Raw genomic sequence first — 17,162 nt, forward strand, 5'->3', positions numbered from 1 at the left:
AATGTGATTGCGGCCAGCGGACCTCGGAAAGAAGCCGCCCTCAACCCGCCCCATCGGGGGGAAGGTCCATGTCCCGGGTCAGCAGGACCTCGTCGTAGTAGGTTCCGTCCGAGAACAGGGCGCGGGGCTCCATGCCATAGGGCACGAACCCGGCCCGGACATAGATCGCATGGGCGCCCGGGTTGGCGACGGCGACCGCGGCTCGCAGCACCTTGCAGTGGGGGCGCGCATGGCGGACGACATGGCTCACGAGCGCCGACGCCAGGCCCTGCCGCCGGTAGGCAGGCAGGACCGCGACCCCGGTCATCCAGCCGACATGGCGCCGGCGGATCCCGCTCTCGACCGTGAAGCGGGCGGTGCCCGCCATGGTTCCACCAACGAAGGCGCCGAACACCGCGGCGGGAACCGGCTCTTCGATCCGCGCCAGGAAGAAGGCGTCCGGCTGGACGGACTCCTCGTCCCAGGAGCTTCCGAACGCGAAGGGCGAATCCGCGAGGCCCGCCAGGCGAACGGTCCGGTAGGCGGTGACGTCCGCCGGTTCGAGCCGCCGGACGATCGCCTCCAACGGATCAGTCCCGCAGCAGTTCGTTGATGCTGGTCTTCGAGCGGGTCTGCGCGTCGACCTTCTTGACGATGACCGCGCAATAGAGCGACGGCCCGGGCTCGCCGTTGCCGTTCGGCAGGGGCTTGCCGGGCAGGCTGCCGGAGACCACGACGGAATAGGGCGGGACCTTGCCGATATGGACCTCGCCGGTGGCGCGGTCGACGACCTTCGTGGAGGCGCCGATGAACACGCCCATGGAAATCACCGAGCCCTCGCCGACCACGACGCCCTCGACGACTTCCGAACGGGCGCCGACGAAGCAGTTGTCCTCGATGATGGTCGGGCCGGCCTGCAGCGGCTCGAGCACGCCGCCGATGCCGACGCCCCCGGACAGGTGCACGTTCTTGCCGATCTGCGCGCAGGAGCCCACCGTCGCCCAGGTGTCGACCATGGTGCCGCTGTCCACATAGGCGCCGATGTTGACGAAGGAGGGCATCAGCACCACGCCAGGGGCCACGTAGGCGCCTCGGCGGACGGTGCAGTTCGGAACGGCGCGGAAGCCGGCCCCGCGGAATTCGGCCTCGCCCCACCCGTCGAACTTGGAGGGCACCTTGTCCCACCAGGACGCATTGCCCGGGCCGTTGCCGATCAGCACGTTGTCGTTGAGGCGGAACGACAGCAGCACGGCCTTCTTCAGCCACTGGTTGACGGTCCAGCCCGCGTCACCCTTCTCGGCGACGCGCGCCTTGCCGGCATCGAGCAGGCGCAGCGCCTCCTCGACGGCCTCGCGGACCTCGCCCTTCGTGGACGCGCCGATGTCGGCCCGTGCTTCCCAGGCGGCTTCGATGGTGGCGGCGAGCGAGGCGTGCGACATGGCGTTCCCGTGCAGCGAGGTTGGACGTTGCCGCGCTGATTAGAGCATTTTCTCAAGTCGTGGAAGGCGCCGGGCGAAGGCCGCCGCTCAAAGCCAGCTCCGCCCCGGCGATCGCCCCGGCAGACCCAAGTGCTCAGCCACCGTCTCGCCGATGTCGGCATAGGTGTCGCGGCGTCCCAGGTCCCTCGCGACGACCTGCGGGCCGAAGGCCAGGAGCGGCACATGCTCGCGCGTGTGGTCCGTCCCGCCCCAGGTCGGATCGTTGCCGTGATCGGCCGTGAGAATGGCCAAGTCGCCGGGCTGCAGCAGCGCCTGGAACTCCGGCAGGCGGGAATCGAAGGCCTCCAGCGCGGCCGCGTATCCCGGCACGTCGCGGCGGTGGCCGAAGTCGGTGTCGAAGTCCACGAAATTGGCGAAGAGCAGACCGCCATCGGCGAGCCGCGGGACTTCCTCGAGCATGCGGTCGAACAGGGCCATGTTGCCCGGCTGCTTCACCTCGCGGCCGGTGGCGCGATGGAAGAAGATGTCGCCGATCTTGCCGACCGTCACCACGTCGCGGCCGGCGGCCCCGGCCCGGTCGAGGATCGTGTCGGCGGGCGGCGGGATCGCGAAGTCCTTGCGGTTGCCGGTTCGCACGAACCCGGTGGTGGCATCGCCCAGGAACGGCCGGGCGATCACGCGGCCGATCCCCAGCGGATCGACCAGCCGGCGCACGACCTTGCAGAGCGCGTAGAGCCGCTCCAGGCCGAAACTCTCCTCGTGCGCGGCGATCTGCAGAACGCTGTCGACCGAGGTGTAGCAGATGGGCTTGCCCGTGCGCACGTGCTCGGCGCCCAATTCGTCGAGGATGGCGGTGCCCGAGGCATGGCAATCGCCCAGGATGCCGGGAACGCCGCCCTCCGCGACGATGGCCGCCGTCAGGTCCGGGGGAAAGGCGGGGCGGGTGTCGGGGAAATAGCCGAAGGCGAAGGGGGCCGGAGCGCCGGAAATCTCCCAATGCCCGGAAATGGTGTCCTTGCCCTTCGAGATCTCGACGGCATGGCCCCATTGCCCCGTGGGACGGGCGGCGGGCTCGAGCCCTGCGGGTGGACGGCCGGTCGAGCCCTGCATGGCCTGGACCAGGCCGAGCGCGGTCATGGCCGGCAGGGCCAGCCGGCCCTGCCGCAGGCCGGCCCTGTCGCCCTCGCCGCGGGCGCAGGCGGCGGCGATGTGACCCAGCGTGTCGGCGCCGGCGTCCCCGTAGGCGGCGGCATCGGCCGCTCCGCCGCAGCCGACGGAATCCATGACGATGAGAAAGGCGCGTGTCATGCCGGAGCGTGCTCGGAGAGCAGGGCGTGGCGCAGGTCCTGCCAGCTCGCCTCGTCCGGTGCCAGGATCAGGCCGCCGTCGAGATGCGTCGGGAGCCATGGGCTGCCGTCGTAGCGGGCCGAGTAGCCGCCGGCCTCCCGGTGCAGGAGCCAGCCCGGCGCATGGTCCCAGGGCATGAGCTTGCTGAACAGCGCGTAATGCGTGTGGCCGGAGGCGACCAGCCGGTATTCATGGGCGGCGCAGCGGTAGCACAGCGCCATCCTGACGCGGCTCAGATTGGTGGCGAGCAGCGAGCGCTGCGGCTCCGGCGACCAATGCCAGGAGGTGGTGCCCACCATGTCCTTGGCCGCCAGCGGCGCGGCGACGCGCATGTCGTTGCGCTTGCCGTCGGCGCCCTCCCACCAGGCGCCTTCGCCGCGCAGGGCATAGGAACACATGGCGCCGAGCGGATCGAGGATGACCGTCGCCGCGACCTCGCCCTTCACGATGGCCGCCGCCATGACGGCAAAGAGGGGAAGGCCAGCGGCAAAGTTGGCCGTCCCGTCGACGGGGTCGACCAGGAAGGCGAGATCGGCGGTCTTCAGCAGGTCGAGCTTGCCGGGATCGGCAGCGACGCCCTCCTCGCCGACGACGGCCGCGGAGGGGAACAGGCGCTTCAAACCGGCCTCGATGACCTTCTCGGCCTGAACGTCGGCGTCCGTGACGAGGTCGATCGCCGAGCTCTTGGTCCGGATGTCGCCTTCGCCGAGCTGTCGGAACCGGGGCAGGATCTCGCTGCGCGCGGCCTCCGCCAGGATGTCGGACACATTGCGGATGTCGCGTTCAGTCAGGACCACGGCGTGCCTCTCTCGTTTCTGGGGCCTCGGACCGTGCTTCGCATTCCTTGGAAACGGAGCATGGTCCACGTCTGTTTCGCAGCCTGCTCCAGGGACCGCTAGTCCCTGACGATGCCGGTTTCGGCCGTCTCCAGCCGGAAGGCTGCGGCGAACAGGGCCCTTGTGTAGTCGGTCTTCGGCGCGGCGAAAACCTCCGTGGCGGGGCCCTGCTCGACCACGCGTCCATTCTGCATGACGACGACGTGGTTGGACAGGGCACGGACGACCCGCAGATCGTGGCTGATGAACATGTAGGCGAGGTCGTGCTTGCGCTGCAGGTCGCGCAGGAGATCCACGATCTGCGCCTGCACGGACATGTCCAGGGCCGATGTCGGCTCGTCCAGCACGACGAATTTCGGCTTTAGCGCCATGGCGCGGGCAATGGCGATCCGCTGGCGCTGGCCGCCCGAGAACTCGTGCGGGTAGCGGTCCATGGCCGACGGATCGAGACCGACGTCGATCAGCGCCTGCGCCACGACCTCGCGCCGGTCCTCCTCGCCGAGATCGCGGCCCTGGACGGTCAGACCCTCGCCCACGATGTCGGCGATCGACATGCGCGGCGACAGCGAGCCGTACGGATCCTGGAAGACGATCTGGAGGTCCCGGCGCAAGGGGCGCATCTCGCCCGAGCCGAGACCGTCGAGCCGGCGGCCGAGATAGACGATGGGACCCTGCGACCCGATCAGGCGCAGCATCGCGAGCCCCAGCGTCGTCTTGCCGGAGCCGGATTCACCCACCACGCCGACCGTTTCTCCCTCGCGGATGGCGAGCGAGATCCCGTCGACGGCCTTCACGTGCCCGACGACCTTCTTGAGGAAGCCCTTGCGGATCGGGAACCAGACCTTGAGGTCCTCCGTGCTGACGATGACGGGGGCATCGTCGCGTGGCGGCTCGGGATGGCCTTTCGGCTCGGCGGCGAGCAGCTTGCGCGTATAGGCATGCTGCGGCCGCTGGAACACCTCCTCGACGGGTCCCTGCTCGACGATCTTGCCCTGTGTCATCACGCAGACCCGGTCGGCGATCTTGCGCACGATGCCGAGGTCGTGGGTGATGAACAGCATGGCCATGCCGCGCCGGGTCTTGAGTTCGGCGAGCAGCTTCAGGATCTGCGCCTGCACGGTGACGTCGAGGGCCGTGGTCGGTTCGTCCGCGATGAGCAGGTCCGGCTCGTTGGCGAGCGCCATGGCGATCATCACGCGCTGGCGCTGGCCGCCCGAAAGCTCGTGCGGATAGGCGCCGAGCCGACCTTCGGGGTCGCGGATGCCGACCTGGGTGAGGAGTTCGAGGGTGCGCTTGCGCGCCGCTTCGCCGGACAGTCCCTTGTGCAGGTCGAGGATCTCGCCGATCTGCTTCTCGATCGGATGCAGCGGGTTCAGCGACGTCATCGGCTCCTGGAACACCATGGTGATGGCGTTCCCGCGGACCTTGCGCAGATCGTCCTCGGAGGCCTGCAGCAGGTCCTGGCCCTTGAACAGGACACGCCCCGACGGGTGAGATGCCGGCGGATAGTTGAGCAGTTTCAGCACGGACAGCGCGCTGACCGACTTGCCCGATCCCGATTCCCCGACGAGCGCCAAGGTCTCGCCCGGCGCGACGTCGAAGGAGACATGATCGACCGCGAGCGTCTCCCTGCCGCCCTGGCGGAAGGCGACCGAAAGATCCTGGACGGAGAGGAGAGGGGAGGTCATTGCAGATAGGCGTCCAGAATCGTCGCGATGTCGGGATCGTCAGACCGAATGCGCGTCAAGCCATCGGGCAGCTTCATGCGATCGTCCCGTGTCAGAATGACCGGACAACCACACTGGACGGCTGTCACGACGTGAATGGCGTCAGGCACCTTGGCTCCCGTTATCGCGCGATAGTTCGCCACAGAATAGAGGAGTGTACGGGAAATAGGGTGCAACTCCACCGCTCCGCTGAAGACAAGGAGGTCGAGGTAGCTCCTGTGCAGGCTCGGCCCGCCGCGCGCGCGTGCTGGAACCAGAACCTCCGCCAGCACCAACTCGCTCGAGACGACCGGTATTCCCCGCCGCCGCAAGCGGACCATCAGTGACCGAAGCGGAAAGGAAAGAAATTCGGCGCCTTCCATCAATTCAATGAAAACATTTGAATCAAAATAGGGCTTCGTGATCATGAATTTTCATATCGGCCTTTGTGAATTTCTTCCATGATTTCGTCGGCGCTCAGGTAAGGTGGCTGACGAGCTGCAAATATATCTTCCAAATTTGCTTGAAGCCGGTGTGTGGGATCCACGCTGGTCTCAACGATCAACCGTACGCTGTTGGCGTCGACGATCTGTCGCTGAATGTCTTCAGGCAGACGATCGACGGGGTAGCCTTCAAGGACAATCTTGTTCATGGCTTCGATCCTCCGCGGACGGACAATACCCCGTTCTCACGCGAACGTCTTGCGGGGGTCGAACGCGTCGCGCACGGCCTCGCCGATGAAGATGAGCAGCGACAGCATCACGGCGATGACCGTGAAGCCGGTGAGACCCAGCCACGGAGCCGAGACGTTGCTCTTGCCCTGAAGGAGCAACTCGCCCAGGGACGGCGAGCCCGGCGGCAGCCCAAAGCCCAGGAAGTCGAGCGAGGTGAGGGTCGTGATCGAGCCGTTCAGGATGAACGGCAGGAAGGTCATGGTGGCGACCATGGCGTTGGGAAGCACGTGCTTGACCATGATCTTGCTGTCGGTGAGACCCAGCGCGCGCGCGGCCCTGACATAGTCGAAGTTCCTGGCCCGCAGGAACTCGGCCCGGACCACGTGCACCAGCGCCACCCACGAGAACAGGAGCAGGATGCCGAGCAGGGTGAAGAACGAGGGCGGGAAGAAATTCGACAGGATCATCAGGAGATAGAGCGACGGTATCGCCGACCAGATCTCGATGACGCGCTGGAAATAGAGGTCGATCTTGCCGCCGAAATAGCCCTGCACCGCGCCCGCCAGGATGCCGATCACGGAGGAGACGCCGGCCAGCAGCAGGCCGAACAGCACCGAGATGCGGAAGCCGTAGATGATGCGGGCGAGCACGTCGCGGCCGCCGTCGTCGGTCCCGAGCCAATTCCATTCCAGGCCGCGGCAGCCGGTCACGCCCTTGCGCTCCGCGATGGGCTTGCAGACCTCGTCCTTGAGCATCCATGTCGGGGGAGACGGGGCGGCCGTCGGCAGGTCCAGGTTGATGGTGTTGGAGCCGAAGCGGATCGGTGGCCAGATCGCCCAGCCATTCTCCGCGATCTCCTTCTCGATCACCGGGTCGCGGTAGTCGGTCTGGGCGAGAAAGCCGCCGAACTTCTCCTCGGGATAATTCACGAACACGGGAAAGAGCGTCTCTCCCTTGTAGCGGACGACGATCGGGCGATCGTTGGCGATGAACTCCGCGCACAGGCACAGGACGAAGAGGACGAGGAAGATCCAGAAAGACCAGTGGCCGCGCCGGTTGGCCCGAAAATTGGCGAGGCGGCGCTCGTTGATCGGCGAGAGCCGGAACAGGCCCTTGCGCGGCAGCGGCGGCGCGAGCCGGGGCGCGACGGGGGCGGCGGAACGTTCGAGCACGGTCGTCACTCAGACCTCCCGCGTCTCGAAGTCGATCCGCGGATCGACCCAGGTATAGGCGAGGTCCGAGACCAGGTTCACCACGAGACCGAGCAGCGAGAAGATGTAGAGTGTGGCGAACACGACGGCGTAGTCGCGGTTGACGATCGACTCGTAGGAGAGCAGCCCAAGGCCGTCGAGCGAGAAGACGGTCTCGATGAGCAGCGAGCCCGTGAAGAACGCGTGGATGAAGGCCCCCGGGAAGCCGGCGATCACGATCAGCATCGCGTTGCGAAAGACGTGACCGTAGAGCACCTGCCGGTCCGTAAGGCCCTTCATGCGCGCGGTGAGGACATATTGCTTGCGGATCTCGTCGAGGAACGAGTTCTTGGTCAGCAGCGTGGACGTGGCGAAGGCGCCCAGCATCATCGACAGGAGCGGCAAGGTGATGTGGTACAGAAGGTCGATGGGGACCATGTACCAGGGCATCTGGCTCAGGTTGTCGGAATAGAGGCCCCTGAGCGGAAAGAACGGGAAGAACGAGGATCCCTGCCCGAACAGCACGATCAGCAGGATCGCGAACAGGAAGCCCGGAATCGCATAGCCGACGATGACGATGGCGGAGGTCCAGGTGTCGAAGCTCGACCCGTCCTTGATCGCCTTGCGGATCCCGAGCGGGATCGAGATCATGTAGGACAGGAACGTCATCGACAGGCCGAGGGGAATCGAAACCCAGAGCTTTTCCTTGATCAGCTGCAGGATCGACGTGTCGCGGAAATAGCTCTTGCCGAAGTCGAAGCGGATGTAGTTCCACATCATCATCACGAAGCGTTCGGCCGGCGGCTTGTCGAACCCGAACTGCGCCTCGAGCTGCTTGATGAAGGCGGGGTCGAGACCCTGGGCCCCGCGGTATTTGGAGGTCGTCTCCGCTCCGCCGCCGCCCGGCTGCACCTGTTGCCCGCCGGCGAAATCGCCGCCGCCGCCGGAAATACGGGACGTGGCGGAGGTGTCGTTGCCCTGCAATTGGGCCAGCACCCGTTCGACCGGACCGCCCGGGGCGAACTGCACGATAATGAAGGAGATCAGCATGATCCCGAGCAGGGTCGGGATCATCAGGAGCACGCGCCGGGCAATATAGGAGAGCATCAAGCCTTTCCGATTCGCTTGGCCTTCGCCTCGTCATACCACCAAGTGCCCGGCGCGCCCCTGTCGTAGCGGGGCTTCGTCGCCGGGCGACCGAACATGTCCCAATAGGCCAGCCAGTGCTCGGCCTTGTACCACATGGGGATCCAGTAGCGCCCCGCGCGCAGCACCCGGTCCAGCGCCCGGCAGGCCACGGTCAGCTCGGTGCGGGTGTCGGCGGCGAGCGCGGCCTCGATCATCGCGTCGACGGCGGGGTCCTGGATGCCCGCGATGTTCGAGGAGCCGTCGATCTTGGCCGACTGGGAGCCGAACATCACCCTCAGCCCCTCGCCGGGCGTGGACCCCATGCTGGTCCGGCGGGTGATGATGTCGAAGTCGTAGGAGTCGACGCGCCGCTGGTACTGCGCGGGATCGACGATGCGGTAGCGGGCCTCGATCCCGACCAGCTTCAGGTTCTTCAGCAGCGAGCCGGTGTGGGGCTGCAGCGCCCCGTTGGAGTCGAGGAACTCGATCTCGAACGGCTTGCCCGAAGGCAGTCTCAGCACGTTGCCGTCGCGCTTGCATCCCGCCTCGCGCAGCAGCGCGTCGGCGCGGCGCAGCATGGCGCGGTCCTGCCCGCTGCCATCGGCCTTCGGGGGAGGCACCGGCTCGCCGAACACCTCGTCAGGAACCTTGCCGCGGAAGGGCTCAAGGAGCTTCAGCTCCTCCGGCGACGGCGCGCCGACGGCCTTCATCTCCGAGTTCTCGAAGAACGAGGCCGTGCGCACGTAGGAGCCGAACATGATGTTCGTGTTGGTCCACTCGAAGTCGAACAGGAGGCCCAGCGCGTCGCGGATCCGGCGGTCGGAGAACTGTTCCCTGCGCGTGTTGAAGTACCATCCCTGGGTGCCCGACGGCGTCTGGTCCGGGATCGTGTCGCGCTTCACCCGGCCATCCTTCACGGCCGGGAAGTCATAGGAATTGGCCCAGTCGCGGGACGTGAACTCCTCCCGGAACGTGATGACGCCGGCCTTGAAGCCTTCGAGCGCCACCTGCCGGTCGCGGAAATACTCGTAGCGCACGCGCTCGAAGTTGTTCGTTCCCACGGCGACCGGGAGAGCGCGGCCCCAGTAGTCCGGCACGCGGGCGAACTCGACGAAGCGGCCCTGCTCGAAGCGCGACACCTTGTAGGGGCCGGAGCCCAGCGGGGGCTCCAGCGTCGCCTCCTGGAAGGACTTGGCCGTGTAGTAGGCTTTCGAGAACACCGGCATCGAGGCGACGGCGAGCGGCAGGTCGCGCGAGCGGCCCTTCTCGTAGCGCACCGTGACCGTCCGCGGGTCGAGTGCCTCCGCGCCCGCGACCTGGCGCAGCAGCTGCGCGTAGGTGGGGTGGCCCTTCTCCTTGAGCAGCATGAGCGAGAAGGCCACGTCGTCGGCCGTGACGGGGCTGCCGTCGTGGAACCGCGCCTCCGGCCGCAGCCGCCAGGTGTGCGACAGGCCGTCGGCGCCGGCCTTCACCGCTTCGGCCAGCAGGCCGTAGAGCGCGTCCGGCTCGTCGAGGGCGCGGGCCATCAGCGAGTCGAACGTCGCGCCCATCCCCGCCGCGCCGTCGCCTTTCAGGACGTAGATGTTCAGCGTGTTGAAGGTGTCGAAGGCCTGGTTGCCGGTCGTCGAAGAGATCTGCAGCAGGACCGCGCCCGCCTTCGGGGCGTCCGGGTCGACATAGTCGAACCGCTTGGCGTCGGCCGGGTATTTCAGCTCGCCGAAGGTCGAGAGCCCATGCGACCAGCCGGGGTCGGCGGCGGCGGCATGGCGGGCCAGAATGGTGGGCATCGCCGCGGCCGCACCGATGAAGGTGCCCGCGCGCAGCAGCGTGCGGCGATCGACCGGCAGGCCAGGCCGTCCGCCGCTCACTTGCCCGCTCCCGTCTTCTTCGCCTTCTCGGCGTCCCACCACCATAGTTCGGTGAAGAGGGGCGCGCCGTATTTCGGCATGGGATCTGGCCGTCCGAAGCGGTTCCAGCGGGCCGTGCGGGTGAAGTTGTAGGTCCACTGCGGCACGACGTAGTCGTGGGCCAGCAGCACCCGGTCGAGGGCGCGCGTGGCCGCGACGAGGTCCTCGCGGTTCTTGGCGAAGATGATCTGGTCGATCAGGGCGTCGATGGCCGGGTCCTTGATGCCGAGCGTGTTGCGCGAGCCCGGCCGGTCGGCGGCCTTCGATCCCCAGAAGTCCCGCTGCTCGTTGCCCGGCGACAGGGACTGCGCCCACAGGTCGGTGGTGATGTCGAAGTCGAAGTCCCGCATCCGGTTCTCGTACTGCGAGGGATCGACGACGCGCAGCGACACGCCGATGCCGAGGCGTTCGAGCGACGGCTTGTAGAACAGCACGTAGCGCTCCGAGGTCGGGTCGTAGGCCAGGAACTCGACCGTCATGGCCTCGCCGGTCTTGGCGTTGACGCGCTTGTTGCCCCGGATCTCCCAGCCGGCCTCCTTCAGGAGACGGTCGGCCTCGCGCAGGTTGTCGCGCACGGCGTTCGGGTTGCCGCCCACGGGGTTCGTGTAGGGCGTTGTGAAGACGCTCTCGGGGATCTTGCCGCGCAGTCCCTCCAGGATGTCCTTCTCGCGGCCCTGCGGCAGAGCCGAAGAGGCCAGTTCCGTGCCGTCGAAGAAACTCGTGATGCGCTGGTACTGGCCGAAGAAGATCTGCTTGTTCATCTCCTCGAAGTCGAAGGCCAGGTTGAAGGCGCGCCTGACCCGCTGGTCCTGGAACTTGGCGCGGCGAAGATTGAACGCGAAGGCCTGCATGCGGCCGGTGGCGCGCTCGGAAAACTCTTCGCGGACGACGCGTCCGTCCTTCGCGGCGGGGAAGTCGTAGCCCGTGGCCCAATTCTTGGCGCTGTTCTCCACCCGGAAGTCGTACTGGTCGCCCTTGAAGGCCTCCAGCAGCACGGTGGAGTCGCGGAAATACTCGAAGCGGATCTCGTCGAAATTGTTGGTGCCGACCCGCACCGGCAGCTCCTTGCCCCAATAGTCCTTCACCCGCTCGTAGACGGCGTTGCGCTGGGCGTCGAAGCTCTTCAGCCGGTAGGGCCCGGAGCCCATCGGCGGCTCCAGCGTGGTCTGGGAGATGTTGCGCTTCTTGCCGTCGGGCGTGGTGCCCTCCCACCAGTGCTTCGGCAGGATCGTCAGCTGGCCCACGATCTGCGGGAGCTCGCGGTTGCCGGGCTGGTCGAAGGTGAACGTGACCTCGTGCTCCCCGGTCTTCTCCGCCTTCGTGACGTGCTGGTAGTAGAACGCGTACATCGGGCTGTTCGCCTTGAACGCGTCGAAGGAGAAAATCACGTCCTCCGGCGTCACCGGCTTGCCGTCCTGCCAACGGGCCTCGGCCCTGAGCCTGTAGGTCACCGAGGAGAAGTCGTCGGGGTATTTCAGAGCCTCGGCGAGCAGACCGTAGGCGGTGGAGACCTCGTCGAAGGCCTGCTGTGTCAGCTGTTCGTAGACGAGGGCGACGCCGCCCTGGAGCTGCCCCTTCACGCCGGCCACGGCCATGTTGAAGTTGTCGAAGCCGCCCTGGGCGGCCAGGCGGGCGGTGCCGCCCTTCGGCGCGTCGGGATTGACGTAGTCGAAGCGCTTGAAGCCGTCCTTGTATTTCGGTTCCCCCATCAGCGAGACCCCGTTGCGCCAGCCGTCGGTCGACTGGGCGTCGGCGGGGCGGTGCACCGCGACGAGCGAGGCGCACAGGAGGCCGGCGACGAGGATCAGGCGGCGCATGGTCATTCGGTCTTCCTCCGGGGCAACGCGACGCGCAGTGTGGTGGGGATTATGTCGCTTTTTCGCCTGCCCGCCAGTTGTCACGCGGCCGGATCGAGGCCGTGAAAAACAAAAGGCCGGGACTTGGCCCGGCCTTCGCAATCGGTTCGCTGGATCGTGCGCCCGTCAGGGCTTCGGCAGCTCGGCGGGGCTGTCCGACAGCGTGCGCAGATAGGCGAGCAGGTCGGCCCGCTTGTCGGCCTCCTTCAGGCCGGCGAAGCCCATGGCCGTTCCCGAAATGTAGCCCTTCGGGTTCTCGATGAACTTGTTCAGGGTCTCGAACGTCCAGGTTTCGCCCTTGGCGGAGCGCTCCTTGAAGGCGGCCGAGTAGTTGAAGCCCTCGTGGCTGCCGACCTTGTGGCCAATCACGCCCCAAAGGCCGGGGCCGATCTTGTTCGGTCCGCCCTTTTCCAGGGCATGGCAGGACGTGCAGACCTTGGCCTGGGCCTGGCCCTTCGCCGGGTCGGCCTTGGCCAGCAGGACCGGGAGCGGCTCGGCGGCCGCGGCGGGGGCCGCGGAGGCAGCCGGCTTCTCCTCGGCGGAGGGAAGCGCGTAGCCGGCCACGATCTTGGCCGGAGAAGCGAAGATCACGTCGGCGACGATGCCGAGCCCCATCAGGAACAGGCAGCTCCCGAGCACTGCCCCGGCAATCTTGTTGAACTCGAAGGAATCCATCCCGAACATGCGTCTCTCCGACCCCCGTGCCTGCCGCGTCGCGTCTCGTGGGCCAAAATGCGGGTCCGCAACCCCAAAAGGGGCACGATCCCGCGGGCGACACCGCCGGGCGGCGGATGATTACCCGCTTTGACGCGCCTTTGGCAACTCGTATAAGCGCGCTCGCGCTTGATACTTTGTGACGCTGCCCCATCCGCACGCGAGGATCCGTCGTCCATGTCCGATCCGGTCGTTCTCGTTCCCGCCCGCATGGCCTCCACCAGGCTCCCGGGCAAGCCGCTCGCCGACATCCTCGGCGAGCCCATGATCGTCCACGTCTGGCGCCGTGCCGTCGAGGCCGGCCTCGGCCCCGTGGTCGTGGCGACCGACGAGCCGGGGATCGTGCGCGCCATCGAGGCCGTCGGCGGCATCGCCGTGATGACCCGCTCGGACCACCCGTCCGGTTCGGACCGGATCTTCGAGGCGCTGGAGACCTTCGATCCCGAGGGGCGGCACGACGTGCTGGTGAACGTGCAGGGCGACCTGCCGACCATCGATCCCGCCGCGATCCAGGCCTCGATCCTTCCCCTTTCCAACCCCGCCGTGGACATCGCGACGCTGGGCGTCGAGATCACGCGCGAGGAGGAAAAGACGGACCCCAACGTGGTCAAGATCGTCGGGTCCCCGACGCTGCCGAACCAGCTCCGCGCCCTTTATTTCACCCGCGCCACCGCCCCGTTCGGTGCCGGGCCGCTCTATCACCACATCGGCCTGTATGCCTACCGCCGTCGCGCACTCACCCGCTTCGTGTCGCTCCCGCCCTCCGTTCTGGAACGGCGCGAGCGCCTGGAGCAGCTGCGCGCGGTGGAGGATGGCATGCGCATCGACGTGGCCCTCGTCAACGACGTCCCCCTGGGCGTCGACACGCCGCATGACCTCGACCGGGCCCGGGCCATCCTGGCCGGTCGCACCAAAGGACACTGACTGCGATGCCCCAGACCAAGAAGGTGATCGCCTACCAGGGCGAGCCCGGCGCGAACTCCCACATCGCGTGCCGCGACGTCTACCCGGACTGGGAGCCGCTGCCCTGCGCGACCTTCGAGGACGCCTTCGCCGCCATCCGCGAAGGGGCGGCCGGGCTCGGAATGATCCCGATCGAGAACTCGATCGCGGGCCGCGTGGCCGACATCCATCATTTCCTGCCGGCCTCGGGCCTGCACATCATCGGCGAGTACTTCCTGCCGATCCACTTCCAGCTGCTGTGCATCAAGGGCGCCTCGCTGGCGACGATCAAGTCGGTCTACAGCCACGTGCATGCGCTGGGGCAGTGCCGCAAGATCATCCGCAAGCTCGGGCTGAAGCCGATCATCACCGGCGACACGGCGGGCTCGGCCCGCGAAGTCCGTGACTGGAACGACCCCAGCCGCGCCTCGCTGGCAACCAGCCTCGCCGCCGACATCTATGGCCTGGACACGCTCGCCCAGGACGTCGAGGACGAGACCCACAACACCACGCGCTTCGTGGTCCTGTCGAAGACGCCCAAGTGGGCCCCGGCCGGCAACGGGCCCACCGTGACCACGTTCCTGTTCCGCGTCCGCAACGTTCCCGCGGCCCTCTACAAGGCCATGGGCGGCTTCGCCACGAACGGCGTCAACATGACCAAGCTCGAGAGCTACATGGTCGACGGCGAGTTCTCGGCGACCCAGTTCCTGGCGGACGTCGACGGCCATCCCGAGGACCGGGGGTTGAAGCTGGCGCTCGAGGAGCTCGCCTTCTTCTCCAAGGAGGTCCGCATGCTGGGCGTCTACCCGGCGCATCCGTACCGGGCCGAGAGCCAGGCGGCGGCGGAGTAGGGATTTTCCCGGTTCTTTTTCTTTCCTCTCCGCGTCCTGGCCGGGCTTGGCCCGGCCATCCACGACTTCAGGACGGCCCCGGCAAAGTCGTGGGTGCCCGGGCCAAGCCCGGGCAGGACGGGTGAGGGGTGGTCGCGACGGCGATAGGTGAGCTGTCTGAACAGGCGCTGCCGTGCTCAGGGTTCCTCGCCCTCGAAGGCCCAGGCGCGCATGATGCCGTTGGCGATGGCGATGGGGGGCGGGCAGATCAGGCCGTTGGGGTGGGTGCGGTCGAGCATCTGGCGAACCTCCTCCCGCGAGAACCAGCGGGCGTCCTCCAGCTCGTTGTTGTCGACCGTGAGCTTGTCGTCGGTCGCCTCGGCGATGCAGCCGATCATCAGCGAGGCCGGGAAGGGCCAGGGCTGCGAGGCGAGGTAGCGCACCTTGCCCGTGGCCACTCCCGCTTCCTCGAAGAGTTCCCGCCGCACGGCGTCCTCGATCGTTTCACCGGGCTCGATGAAGCCGGCGAGGCACGAGTAGGACTTGGCCACGAACCGGGCCTGGCGGCCGAGCACGCAGCGGTCGCCGCGGACGGCGAGCATGATCGCCACCGGGTCGGTGCGCGGGAAGTGCTGGGCACCGCAGGCGGCGCACTCGCGGCGCCATCCCTCCGCCTTGGCCGCGGTCGGCTGGCCGCAATGGGAGCAGAAGCGGTGGCGCTGGTGCCAGAAGAGCAGGCTCTTGCCCTGGGCCAGCCAGCCGAGCCGCTCGGGTGGCAGCATGCCCTGGACCGCGAGCGTCCGCAGGTCGATGCGCACGATGTCGCCGCCCTGGTCCGAATCCGCCGCCGGGGCGTCGAGCACGCAGGCGAAGATCGGAACGCTGCCATCGGGCCCGTCCTCGTCGAGGCCAAGGAAGGCGGATTCGCGGATCACGCCCTGGGCTTCCACCTCGTCGAGGCGGAACAGGGGATCGAGCGCCTCGCCGTTGCGGTGAAGCAGGGGCACGTCCCCGGCGATCACCAGGGTCCGCGCCAGGGGCGACGCCCTGAGCCCGGCCATGCGCGCGGCATCGTCGCGGTGCTCGGCCAGGCGGTCCAGGCCGTTGATGGAATAGCCGAGCGTCGTCGAGCGCTCGCCGTGAACGATCCGGACCATGCCGTGTCTCCCTACAAGCCGCCGAGGCCGGCTGCGATCCGCCGGGCGAGTTCCCTGCCGGCCGTCTCGGCATAGGGCAGGGCCGGTGCGAAGCCGAAGACCGGCTTCGGCCAGGCCTCGTCGGTTGCGAAGCGCGCGACCACGTGGACGTGCAACTGCGGCACCATGTTGCCGATGGCGCAGACGTTGAGCTTCTCGGCCCGGAACAGATCGCGCATCACGACGGATGCGGCCGAGATCTCCCGCCACAGGATCGCCTGCTCGGGCTCGGCGAGATCGATCGTCTCGCGGATGGCTGGCCGGCGTGGCACCAGCAGGATCCAGGGAAAGCGGGTGTTGTTCATCAGCAGCACCCGGGACAGCAGCAGGTCGCCCACGGGGATCGTGTCGGCGGCGAGCTGGGGGTGCAGGGAGAAGGCAGCGGCAGGGTCGGTCATCGCGAGGCTCGGCAGGGCACCGGGGTCGGGACCCTAGCCGAGGCCGCCCGCCTTGGCGAGCGCCCGCGGGGCGGAGCAGTGTCCCGCCGCCGCCGGGGCTGCATCATTCGGTCGCCGTCACTCTGTCGCCGTCACTCTGTCGCCCTGGCCTGGATGATCGCCTCGAGGAAACTGGCCAGGTCGGTCGTGGAGAAGTCGATGTAGGGCGCCTGCACCGCCGCCTGCTCGTCCGCCTCCCGGAACGGGTCGTGGTCGTGCGGCAGCACCAGCACGGTCTTCATGCCGAGCGCCGACGGGACGACGAGGTTCTTGGCGAGGTCTTCGAACATGGCCGAGGCCTTCGGGTCGACGCCGTGCTTCTCGAGGAAGCGATCGTAGGTGCGGGCCTCGGGCTTGGGCACGAAGTCGGCGGCCACGATGTCGAAGATCTCCTCGAAATGCCCGATGATGCCGAGCTTGCCGGCGACGTTCTCGGCATGGCGGCGCGATCCGTTGGTCAGGATGAGCTTGCGGCCGGGCAGGGCCTCGATGGCCTTACCGAGGCGCGGATTGGGATCGAGCAAGGAGAGATCGATCTCGTGGGCGAAATCGAGGAAGGCGTGCGCGTCGATGGCGTGCTCGTCCATCAGGCCCTTCAGCGTCGTGCCGTAGCGCTGGTAATAGTACTTCTGCAGCGCGCGCGCCGACAGCCCGTCGATCCCGAACATCTCCTGCAGGAACAGCGTGATGCGCGCGTCCACCTGCGGCCAGAGCTGCGAGTGCGAGGGATAGAGGGTGTTGTCGAGGTCGAAGATCCAGTTGCCCACATGGGCGAAGGCGGGACCAAGGGCGACGGAAGACGGGGGGGACAGCTGTGTCATGGGATCGGCGATCGTCCTCTGCGCCCGGGGCATTTTGATGGCGTGCCCGGCGAGCCTGGACCACTGTCGGGTGGGCAGCTTAACGCAAGCCTGTCCTGCGTGCACGGCCGCGCCGCCCCGCCAGGACGATTGACAGCAGCGTGAAGGATCCCCTTCATCG

Annotated in this window: 17 protein-coding genes; 2 read left to right on the top strand and 15 right to left on the bottom strand. The window is 67.5% G+C overall.

Annotation, left to right across the window (positions count from 1 at the left end; all coding sequences use genetic code 11):
* Positions 1 to 40: 40 nt before the first annotated feature.
* The 12 genes from Q0Q47_RS03840 to Q0Q47_RS03895 form a co-directional block, all read right to left on the bottom strand.
* Positions 41 to 565, bottom strand: coding sequence for a GNAT family N-acetyltransferase (locus tag Q0Q47_RS03840; protein ID WP_293854620.1), 525 nt, complete (start codon positions 563 to 565; stop codon positions 41 to 43).
* 4 nt (positions 566 to 569) lie between these two features.
* A complete protein-coding gene (dapD, locus tag Q0Q47_RS03845; RefSeq protein WP_293854623.1) occupies positions 570 to 1,418 on the bottom strand; it encodes a 2,3,4,5-tetrahydropyridine-2,6-dicarboxylate N-succinyltransferase in 849 nt (282 codons plus the stop codon).
* Positions 1,419 to 1,505: 87 nt separating this feature from the next.
* Complete coding sequence (locus Q0Q47_RS03850; protein ID WP_293854625.1) at positions 1,506 to 2,726, bottom strand: phosphopentomutase; 1,221 nt, start codon at positions 2,724 to 2,726, stop codon at positions 1,506 to 1,508.
* Positions 2,723 to 3,562, bottom strand: a complete 840-nt coding sequence (locus Q0Q47_RS03855) for an inositol monophosphatase family protein (protein WP_293854628.1) — start codon at positions 3,560 to 3,562, stop codon at positions 2,723 to 2,725. The genes Q0Q47_RS03850 and Q0Q47_RS03855 overlap by 4 nt, the downstream gene beginning before the upstream one ends.
* 98 nt (positions 3,563 to 3,660) lie before the next feature.
* Entirely contained in the window at positions 3,661 to 5,289 is a 1,629-nt protein-coding gene (locus Q0Q47_RS03860) for an ABC transporter ATP-binding protein (protein WP_293854631.1), read from the bottom strand.
* The gene (locus tag Q0Q47_RS03865; RefSeq protein WP_293854634.1) at positions 5,286 to 5,735 is read right to left on the bottom strand and encodes a type II toxin-antitoxin system VapC family toxin; all 450 of its coding nucleotides are present in this window, start codon (positions 5,733 to 5,735) and stop codon (positions 5,286 to 5,288) included. Before Q0Q47_RS03865 ends, Q0Q47_RS03860 begins: the two co-directional genes overlap by 4 nt.
* Complete coding sequence (locus Q0Q47_RS03870) at positions 5,732 to 5,959, bottom strand: hypothetical protein (protein ID WP_293854637.1); 228 nt, start codon at positions 5,957 to 5,959, stop codon at positions 5,732 to 5,734. The genes Q0Q47_RS03865 and Q0Q47_RS03870 overlap by 4 nt, the downstream gene beginning before the upstream one ends.
* A gap of 36 nt (positions 5,960 to 5,995) precedes the next feature.
* Positions 5,996 to 7,105 carry an ABC transporter permease gene (locus Q0Q47_RS03875; protein WP_293854791.1) on the bottom strand — a complete coding sequence of 370 codons (1,110 nt, stop codon included), beginning with the start codon at positions 7,103 to 7,105 and terminating at the stop codon, positions 5,996 to 5,998.
* 57 nt (positions 7,106 to 7,162) lie between these two features.
* Entirely contained in the window at positions 7,163 to 8,278 is a 1,116-nt protein-coding gene (locus Q0Q47_RS03880; protein ID WP_293854639.1) for a microcin C ABC transporter permease YejB, read from the bottom strand.
* Positions 8,278 to 10,086, bottom strand: a complete 1,809-nt coding sequence (locus Q0Q47_RS03885) for an extracellular solute-binding protein (RefSeq protein WP_293854793.1) — start codon at positions 10,084 to 10,086, stop codon at positions 8,278 to 8,280. Before Q0Q47_RS03885 ends, Q0Q47_RS03880 begins: the two co-directional genes overlap by 1 nt.
* Before the next feature lie 77 nt (positions 10,087 to 10,163).
* Positions 10,164 to 12,029, bottom strand: a complete 1,866-nt coding sequence (locus Q0Q47_RS03890; protein WP_293854642.1) for an extracellular solute-binding protein — start codon at positions 12,027 to 12,029, stop codon at positions 10,164 to 10,166.
* A gap of 159 nt (positions 12,030 to 12,188) precedes the next feature.
* Positions 12,189 to 12,746: a cytochrome c family protein gene (locus tag Q0Q47_RS03895; RefSeq protein WP_293854645.1), complete on the bottom strand. Its 558-nt coding sequence runs from the start codon at positions 12,744 to 12,746 to the stop codon at positions 12,189 to 12,191.
* 207 nt (positions 12,747 to 12,953) lie between these two features.
* Here Q0Q47_RS03895 and Q0Q47_RS03900 point away from each other — a divergent pair, with 207 nt between their 5' ends.
* Positions 12,954 to 13,700, top strand: a complete 747-nt coding sequence (locus Q0Q47_RS03900) for a 3-deoxy-manno-octulosonate cytidylyltransferase (RefSeq protein ID WP_293854649.1) — start codon at positions 12,954 to 12,956, stop codon at positions 13,698 to 13,700.
* 5 nt (positions 13,701 to 13,705) lie between these two features.
* Positions 13,706 to 14,569, top strand: coding sequence for a prephenate dehydratase (locus tag Q0Q47_RS03905; RefSeq protein ID WP_293854652.1), 864 nt, complete (start codon positions 13,706 to 13,708; stop codon positions 14,567 to 14,569).
* Between the two features lie 176 nt (positions 14,570 to 14,745).
* On the opposite strand, the gene nudC is transcribed toward Q0Q47_RS03905, so the two are convergent.
* The 3 genes from nudC to Q0Q47_RS03920 form a co-directional block, all read right to left on the bottom strand.
* Positions 14,746 to 15,705 carry an NAD(+) diphosphatase gene (gene nudC / locus Q0Q47_RS03910; protein ID WP_293854655.1) on the bottom strand — a complete coding sequence of 320 codons (960 nt, stop codon included), beginning with the start codon at positions 15,703 to 15,705 and terminating at the stop codon, positions 14,746 to 14,748.
* Between the two features lie 11 nt (positions 15,706 to 15,716).
* Complete coding sequence (locus tag Q0Q47_RS03915) at positions 15,717 to 16,142, bottom strand: HIT domain-containing protein (protein ID WP_293854657.1); 426 nt, start codon at positions 16,140 to 16,142, stop codon at positions 15,717 to 15,719.
* 131 nt (positions 16,143 to 16,273) lie between these two features.
* Positions 16,274 to 17,002, bottom strand: coding sequence for a pyrimidine 5'-nucleotidase (locus Q0Q47_RS03920; protein ID WP_293854660.1), 729 nt, complete (start codon positions 17,000 to 17,002; stop codon positions 16,274 to 16,276).
* Between the last annotated feature and the right edge of the window lie 160 nt (positions 17,003 to 17,162).

This window comes from uncultured Alsobacter sp. (genome assembly GCF_945952055.1).
In the GTDB taxonomy this organism is placed as follows: Bacteria; Pseudomonadota; Alphaproteobacteria; order Rhizobiales; family Beijerinckiaceae; genus Alsobacter.

Bases quoted from the DNA above. Each gene is read 5' to 3' on its own strand.
- Q0Q47_RS03860 (WP_293854631.1), bottom strand. From the start codon at position 5,289: ATGACCTCCCCTCTCCTCTCCGTCCAGGATCTTTCGGTCGCCTTCCGC.
- nudC (WP_293854655.1), bottom strand. From the start codon at position 15,705: ATGGTCCGGATCGTTCACGGCGAGCGCTCGACGACGCTCGGCTATTCC.
- Q0Q47_RS03905 (WP_293854652.1), top strand. From the start codon at position 13,706: ATGCCCCAGACCAAGAAGGTGATCGCCTACCAGGGCGAGCCCGGCGCG.
- dapD (WP_293854623.1), bottom strand. From the start codon at position 1,418: ATGTCGCACGCCTCGCTCGCCGCCACCATCGAAGCCGCCTGGGAAGCA.
- Q0Q47_RS03920 (WP_293854660.1), bottom strand. From the start codon at position 17,002: ATGACACAGCTGTCCCCCCCGTCTTCCGTCGCCCTTGGTCCCGCCTTC.
- Q0Q47_RS03850 (WP_293854625.1), bottom strand. From the start codon at position 2,726: ATGACACGCGCCTTTCTCATCGTCATGGATTCCGTCGGCTGCGGCGGA.
- Q0Q47_RS03865 (WP_293854634.1), bottom strand. From the start codon at position 5,735: ATGATCACGAAGCCCTATTTTGATTCAAATGTTTTCATTGAATTGATG.
- Q0Q47_RS03880 (WP_293854639.1), bottom strand. From the start codon at position 8,278: ATGCTCTCCTATATTGCCCGGCGCGTGCTCCTGATGATCCCGACCCTG.
- Q0Q47_RS03900 (WP_293854649.1), top strand. From the start codon at position 12,954: ATGTCCGATCCGGTCGTTCTCGTTCCCGCCCGCATGGCCTCCACCAGG.
- Q0Q47_RS03870 (WP_293854637.1), bottom strand. From the start codon at position 5,959: ATGAACAAGATTGTCCTTGAAGGCTACCCCGTCGATCGTCTGCCTGAA.
- Q0Q47_RS03895 (WP_293854645.1), bottom strand. From the start codon at position 12,746: ATGTTCGGGATGGATTCCTTCGAGTTCAACAAGATTGCCGGGGCAGTG.
- Q0Q47_RS03885 (WP_293854793.1), bottom strand. From the start codon at position 10,086: ATGCCCACCATTCTGGCCCGCCATGCCGCCGCCGCCGACCCCGGCTGG.
- Q0Q47_RS03890 (WP_293854642.1), bottom strand. From the start codon at position 12,029: ATGACCATGCGCCGCCTGATCCTCGTCGCCGGCCTCCTGTGCGCCTCG.
- Q0Q47_RS03915 (WP_293854657.1), bottom strand. From the start codon at position 16,142: ATGACCGACCCTGCCGCTGCCTTCTCCCTGCACCCCCAGCTCGCCGCC.